Origin of the sequence: uncultured Sphingomonas sp. (genome assembly GCF_913778135.1) — a bacterium.
Classification (GTDB): Bacteria; Pseudomonadota; Alphaproteobacteria; order Sphingomonadales; family Sphingomonadaceae; genus Sphingomonas.
The window spans coordinates 1-6,858 of record NZ_CAJYVU010000064.1 but is presented as its reverse complement, the minus strand read 5'-3'; the positions used below and the strand labels follow the sequence as shown (position 1 = coordinate 6,858).

General features: G+C 68.2%; 5 protein-coding genes and 1 pseudogene. 1 reads left to right on the top strand and 5 read right to left on the bottom strand.

From position 1 onward, the window contains the following. Positions 1-103: 103 nt before the first annotated feature. Positions 104-2,080, bottom strand: a complete 1,977-nt coding sequence (locus QZ847_RS06745) for an OPT family oligopeptide transporter (RefSeq protein ID WP_294354606.1) — start codon at positions 2,078-2,080, stop codon at positions 104-106. A 49-nt stretch (positions 2,081-2,129) separates the two neighbouring features. Continuing rightward, a complete protein-coding gene (locus QZ847_RS06740) occupies positions 2,130-2,525 on the bottom strand; it encodes a cupin domain-containing protein (RefSeq protein ID WP_294354603.1) in 396 nt (131 codons plus the stop codon). A gap of 114 nt (positions 2,526-2,639) precedes the next feature. Between QZ847_RS06740 and QZ847_RS06735 the strand changes: the two genes are divergently transcribed. Then, positions 2,640-3,926, top strand: a complete 1,287-nt coding sequence (locus QZ847_RS06735; protein ID WP_294354601.1) for a homoserine dehydrogenase — start codon at positions 2,640-2,642, stop codon at positions 3,924-3,926. 98 nt (positions 3,927-4,024) lie between these two features. Here QZ847_RS06735 and ctrA read toward each other — a convergent pair whose 3' ends face one another. From ctrA to QZ847_RS06720, 3 genes and pseudogenes are all read right to left on the bottom strand, one after another. Beyond that, entirely contained in the window at positions 4,025-4,726 is a 702-nt protein-coding gene (gene ctrA / locus QZ847_RS06730; RefSeq protein ID WP_294189602.1) for a response regulator transcription factor CtrA, read from the bottom strand. Between the two features lie 119 nt (positions 4,727-4,845). After that, positions 4,846-5,946 carry an AI-2E family transporter gene (locus tag QZ847_RS06725; RefSeq protein ID WP_294354597.1) on the bottom strand — a complete coding sequence of 367 codons (1,101 nt, stop codon included), beginning with the start codon at positions 5,944-5,946 and terminating at the stop codon, positions 4,846-4,848. A 79-nt stretch (positions 5,947-6,025) separates the two neighbouring features. Then, positions 6,026-6,858: pseudogene (locus tag QZ847_RS06720) on the bottom strand (hypothetical protein); the annotation flags it as partial.

The following is a 6,858-nucleotide window of genomic DNA, read 5'->3' as shown; positions in this document are numbered from 1 at the left end:
AGGTGACACCGCCGCTGCACCCGAAGCCGCAACGGATCGCGCGCCAGCGGCATGAGGCGCCGACCCGCGGCGGACCCGGTCCGCTAGCGTCGATGGCGCAAGGTCACGCGGCCTCGCGCCGGGTTCCGCGATACAGCCACCACACCAGCGCCAGGAACAGGATCGTTCCGCCGACCAGCGCGACGTGGGTGAAGGCGGGGCCGACCACCGCCAGCGGCGCGTCGCTGCCCGTCGCCGCGACGATGCCAGCGAAGACGACCTGCCACAGGCTCTCGCCGACGATCATGCCCGTCGCGACCAGCACGCCCAGCCGGCGCGCGAACTCCGCGTCGCGCGTGCGATCGGCCCAGCGATCGTAGAGGTGGCCGACGACCGCGCCGATCGTCACCGGCAGGATCACCGCCATCGGCAGGTAGATGCCGATTCCGACCGCAAGCGGCGGCAGCCTCAGCCGGCCGGCGCGTCCGAGCAGACCATCGAGCGCGATGAAGATCACCCCCGCGACCGCGCCCCAGCCAAGCATCGACCAATTGAGATTGCCGCCCAGAACACCTTGCGCCAGCGCCGAGATCAGCCCTGCCTGCGGTGCGGCGAGCGCGTTGGGGCCCGACCCGGGCGCGCCCGCGAAACCGAAGGCGGTCTGCAACAGGTCGAGTACCGGCGCGATCACGATCGAGCCGAATATGACGCCGATCACGAGTGCGACCTGCTGCTTCCACGGCGTCGCGCCGACCAGCTGCCCGGTCTTCAGGTCCTGCAGATTGTCGTTCGCGATCGTCGCGATGCCGAACACGATGCCGGTCACGATCAATGCGTAGGCGACCAGCGCCTGCGTCTGCTCGGGGGCGCCGCCACGCCCGACCAGCCCGACGAGCAGCAGCGACGCGGCGAGCACCGCGAGGATGCCGATCCCAGACACGGGAGAATTGGACGCACCGATCAGCCCCGCCATATACCCGGTCACCGCCGCGATCATCAGCCCGACCACGACGACGAACACCAGCGCGCCCGCGATCAGCACCAGCGCGGAGCCCGCGAGCGGTCCGCCCGCCAGCACGCTCCACAGCAGCCATGCAATCGGCAATAGGATTGCGACCGCGCCGCCTGCGACAATGCCGATCGGCAGGTCGCGCTCCTCCAGCGCCAGCGTCTCGCCGCCCGCGCGCGCGGCACTGGCGGCGAGCGCGCTGCGGATGCCGCCAACGACCGGCCCCGCGATCTTGAGCAGCGTCCAGATTGCCGCAACGCCGATCACGCCCGCCCCGAAGAAGCGCACGTCCTGGCGGAAGACCGCGCTCGCCCACTCCTCGACCCCGACCGACAAGGGGTGCTGCGCGGTCAGGAACGGCAGCAGGATGAACCAGCCGGTGATCAATCCGGCAAGCTGCGCCAGGCCAACCGACAGGCCGACGAGGTGCCCGACGCCGAACAGCGCGAACGACAGCCCACCCGCGATCCCCGTCGCGCCCGAGCCGACGCGGAACCAGGTCGCGGCTTCCGCGGCGGCGAGCTTCATCTGCGTCAGGATCGCGAACAAGGCCGAGACGATCGATCCGCGCACCAGCACGCGCAAGCCGGCCTCGCTCTCTTTCGCGCCTGCTTGCGTATTCGATCCCGCCTGCAACACTTCCGCTGCGGCGCGCCCTTCGGGGTAGGGCAGATCGTCGCCGACCACGAGCGCGCGGCGCAGCGGGACGGAGAACATCACGCCCAGGATGCCGCCGGTCGCGGTGATCGCGCTGGTCGTCCAGAACGGGAAACCGCTCCACCACCCGATCATCACCAGACCCGGCAGCACGAACACGATCGCGGCGAGCGTGCCCGCGGCCGAGGCGATCGTCTGCACGATGTTGTTCTCGAGCATGTTGCTGCCTGGCAGGAAGCGCAGCACCGCCATCGAGATCACCGCGGCGGGAATCGAGGTCGCGAAGGTCAGTCCTACCTTCAACCCCAGATAGGCGTTGGCGGCGGTGAACAGCAGCGTGATGACGCCGCCCAGCACGATGCCGCGCAATGTCAGCTCGGGCAGTCCGCCGGTCGCGGCGGAGGCGGGTGAGGGCGCGGCGTTCGATTGGGTCATGCCGCCGTCATCGCGGTCGCAGCGCCGCAACGCAACCGCGCAGCGTGGCTCAGCGCGCGTAATCCGCGTCGCTGACCGGTTCCAGCCACGTCACCGCGCTCCCGTCCAGGCTTTCCTGAATTGCGATGTGCGACATCGCGGTGTCCGCGCTCGCGCCGTGCCAGTGGCGTTCGTTGGGCGCGAAGCGGACGACATCGCCGGCACGGATCTCCACGCGTTGCTCGCCCTCGCGCTGCACCCAGCCACGCCCGAAGGTGACGATCAGCGTCTGGCCGAGTGGGTGCGTGTGCCAGTTGGTCCGCGCGCCGGGCTCGAAGGTCACGTGCGCACCCGCGACCCGCGAGGGTGCCTCCGCCGAGAACAACGGGTCGACGCGGACAGTGCCGGTGAACCACTCGGCCGGGCCCTTGTTCGACGGATTGCTGCCGCCCTTGATGATCTGCATGTCGAGGCCTCGCGCTGGTTTCGCGGCCAACGAACGCTTGCCTAGCCGAAAGGTGCGCCTGCTCGACACTCGTGCAGCGCTCGCTTAGTCGCGGGGACGAGAAGGGGTGAGATGATGGCGGATGTGTTGAAGGTCGCGCTGGCGGGGCTTGGCACGGTGGGCGGTGGGGTGATCCGGCTGCTGGACGAGAACCGGGATCTGATTGCCAGGCGTGCGGGTCGTCCGATCGAGGTGGTCGCGGTGTCGGCGCGCGATCGCAGCAAGGATCGCGGGCTCGACCTGTCGCGGCTCGCCTGGGTCGATGACACGACGCAGCTGGCGCACGCCGACGCGGACGTGGTAGTCGAGCTGGTCGGTGGCGCGGACGGACCCGCGCTGGCGCTCGCGCGCGCGACACTGGCGGCGGGCAAGGGCTTCGTCACCGCGAACAAGGCGATGCTCGCGCATCACGGGCTCGAGCTGGGCGCGGCGGCCGAACAGGCGGGCGTGCCGCTGAAGTTCGAGGCCGCGGTCGCGGGCGGCATTCCGGTCATCAAGGGGCTGCGTGAGGGCGCGGCGGCGAATGCGATCGGGCGCGTGACCGGCATCCTGAACGGCACGTGCAACTTCATCCTCAGCCGGATGGAGGCGGAAGGGCGCGACTTCGCCGACGTGCTCGCCGAAGCGCAGGCGCTGGGCTTTGCCGAGGCCGATCCCTCGTTCGACATCGATGGGGTCGATGCGGCGCACAAATTGTCGATCCTCGCGAGCATCGCTTTCGGCACGCGCCCGGCTTTCTCGGATGTCGAGATCAGCGGCATCCGCCACGTCCTCGCCGCCGACATCGCGGAGGCGGCGGCGCTCGGCTACCGCGTGCGGCTAGTCGGGGTCGCCGAAGCGGGGCCAAGCGGGCTATTCCAGCGCGTCCACGCGCATCTGGTGCCCGCCGATCACCCGCTGGCACACGTCACCGGCGCGACCAACGCGGTGGTAGCGGAGGGCAATTACGTCGGGCGGCTGCTGTTCCAGGGCGCGGGCGCAGGCGCGGGACCGACCGCAAGTGCGGTGGTCGCCGACCTGATCGACATCGCGCGTGGCGAGTTCGGCACGGCCTTCGCGATGCCGGTCGATGCGCTCGCCGCATCCGAGCCGGCCGACAGCGGCGAGCGGCGCGGGCGCGCCTATCTGCGCTTTGCGGTCGCGGACCGGGTCGGCGTGCTGGCGGAGATCGCCGCAGCGATGCGCGACGCGGGCGTCTCGATCGAGAGCCTGATCCAGCGCGGTGCAAATCCCGGTGGGAACGTGTTGGTCGCGATCGTCACGCACGAGGGGCCGGAGCGCTGCGTCGCCGCGGCGCTGGAGCGACTACGCGGATCGCAAAGCCTAACCGGCGAGCCGCTATGGATGCATATCCTCGGCTGATCCAAGCGGCCGAGCGGCGCAAACGAGAAGGCCGCGGCATCCCCCCCGGAAGCCGCGGCCTTCGTGTCCGAATACGCCGGAACAAACGGGTAGAGGGGTCAGGCGACCTCGGCCGCCACGACTTCGTCGGGTTCGCGCAGCACGTAGCCGCGACCCCAGACGGTCTCGATGTAATTCTCGCCGTCACACGCCATGCTCAGCTTCTTGCGCAGCTTGCAGATGAACACGTCGATGATCTTGAGTTCGGGCTCATCCATTCCGCCGTAGAGATGGTTGAGGAACATTTCCTTCGTCAGCGTGGTGCCCTTGCGAAGCGAGAGCAGCTCGAGCATCGCATATTCCTTGCCGGTCAGGTGGACACGCGCACCGTCGACCTCGACCGTCTTCGCGTCGAGGTTGACCGCCAGCTTGCCGGTGCGGATGACCGACTGCGAATGGCCCTTTGATCGGCGAACGACCGCGTGGATGCGCGCGATCAGCTCCTCGCGGTGGAAAGGCTTGGTGACATAATCGTCGGCGCCGAAGCCGAACGAGCGCACCTTCGAGTCCATTTCGTTGACGCCAGACAGGATCAGCACCGGCGTCGACACGCGCGCGACGCGCAGCTTCTTCAGCACGTCGTAACCGTGCATATCGGGCAGGTTGAGGTCGAGCAGGATGATGTCGTAGTCGTACAGCTTGCCCAGATCCAAGCCTTCCTCGCCCAGGTCGGTCGAGTAGACGTTGAATCCTTCGGTCGAGAGCATCAGCTCGATCGCCTTGGCAGTGGTCGGCTCGTCTTCGATCAAGAGTACGCGCATCTGCTCTTCCCCGGTTTTCAGACCCGCGCCACCGCCCTGTTCGGGGTGCTGGTCTGCCAGATAAATTAACTATCCGGCTTCTGAACGCAAAAGGTTAATTCGCGCTTAAGCGCGCTCGTTCATTCATCTTTTTCACGGCGCGAAGGGAAGCGCGGTTTGCCAAGGGCTGTGAACAGGCGTCGCTCGCGCGTGGTCGGGATATCCTCGCCCAGCATCTCGCGCAGGTACAGGCTGCGCGTCAGCGTGAAAGCGACCACCAGTATGCCGCCCGAGAAGAACAGCCCGAACAGCCCGAACACCGCGCCGGTGCCGATGATCGCGAACAGGCTCAGCGCGGGCGGGATCGAGATCACGCGGCTGGTGACGAAGGGGGTGACGAAATTGGTTTGGATCACGCGAACCGCCGCGAACACCACCAGCGCCCAGATCAGCTGATCGGTGCCGGCGGTCGCGGCGAGGCCGAGTGCGGGCAGCATCGCGCCGAGCGGACCGACATAGGGGATGAATTCGCTGATCCCGGTCAGCAGCCCCAGCAGCGCGGGCGAGGGGACGCCCGCGATCCAAAGTCCGATGCCGACCATCAGGCCCATCGCGGTCATCTGGATCAGCTGCGCACGCAGCCATAGCAGCAGCGTCGAGCCGACGTCGCCAAGCGCGTCCTCCGCCGCGGCGCGCTTGGTCGGAGGCACCAGCAGCAGCGCGCCGCGCTCGTACACCTTGGGGTCGACCGCGAAGAAGATCGCACCGAACAGCACCAGCACCGCGTTCAGCAGCAACTCGCCCGCACCGCGCGCGAGGCTGCCGATGTCTTGCGCGACGCGGCTGCCGGCGAATGCGGCGCGCGCAGCATCGGCGACCTTCGCACCGACGGGCGACTGCGACATATAGTTCTGCAGCTTCTGGATAAGCCCCGGCAGCGACACGACCAGCGTGTTGACCTGCTGTCGGAATTCGACGCCGAACAGCCAGCCGAGCAGCCCGAGGAAGCCGAGGACCGAGGCGACACCCAGCCCCAGCGCTACCTTCGGTCGTGCTTTCAGATGCGTCTCGTACAGCTCGGCGATCGCGTGAATGACGATCGCGATCAGCATCGAACCGAAGGCGAGGATCAGGAGGTGCCGCGCTAGGTACAGCGCGGCGATGACGGCGACGATCGCGATGAGCCACAACACGCGCCGGATGAAGCGGGCGTCATCGGCGTCGGGGCTCAGCCGGTTCATGCGGCGCAGGGAGATCGTTGCATCCCCGGCACAACGTGCGTTCGCGTGAAAAGTGACGGCGTGAAAACGCGAAAACGAATCAGTTGTTAAGCAGCGCGATGGCGCTGGCATCCCATCTCAGCATCGCCTGGTAGGTCGCGGGCGCGACGGGCAGCAACGTGCGTGCCGCGAAGCCGGGCAAGATGACGGCAGATGCGACAATGCAGGCAATTACCACACCGCGTCGGCCAACCTCTAGTCTGGGCGCGACGAGGGCGGCGACGCCCGTCGCGAGCATGGGCCAGAGATGGTAACGCAGGTCTGACGCGATCGACACGAACAGAAAGCTCACCTCCAGCGCGATGGCGGAGGCGAGCAGGCCGAGTGCGAGACGGCGTCTGGTGCTACCGATCGGCGTAGCATCGGGCCTCGGGACGATGGCCCAGGCGAGCAGCATCGCGGCGGCGAGCCACGCGATTGGCCAACCGAGCGGCGTTGCGGCAAGTGCCGCCGCGAGGCGCCGCCACTGCGCGGCCGTGCAACCGGGAGGCGCAAGGCCGACATTGTTCGGCTCATCGTCGGTCGGCGGCGCAGCGCTGGGCATTCCGGCGGGTACCATCCAGCGCTCGGTCACGTTCCAGTGCGACAGCCGCTGCCCGGCGTAAGCGAGCGGGTGGTGCAGTACGGCGCCCGCCAGTCGCACGTACAGTTGACGACTCGGAAGCGCGTTCAGCGGTGCGATCACGTTGGCACAGCGCGTCGGCTCGCCGAGGGGGTCCCAGAAGAAGGGCGACACGCAGCGGCGTTGGCGAAGCTGCGCGACCTGGCCAGGTGACAGACCGGTGTCTGGCGTCGCGTTGCTGCGCGCGGCGATGCCGGCGAGATCGAACAGCGGCTGCGTCTTCTCGACCCCGCTCTGCGCCGAGCCGATCA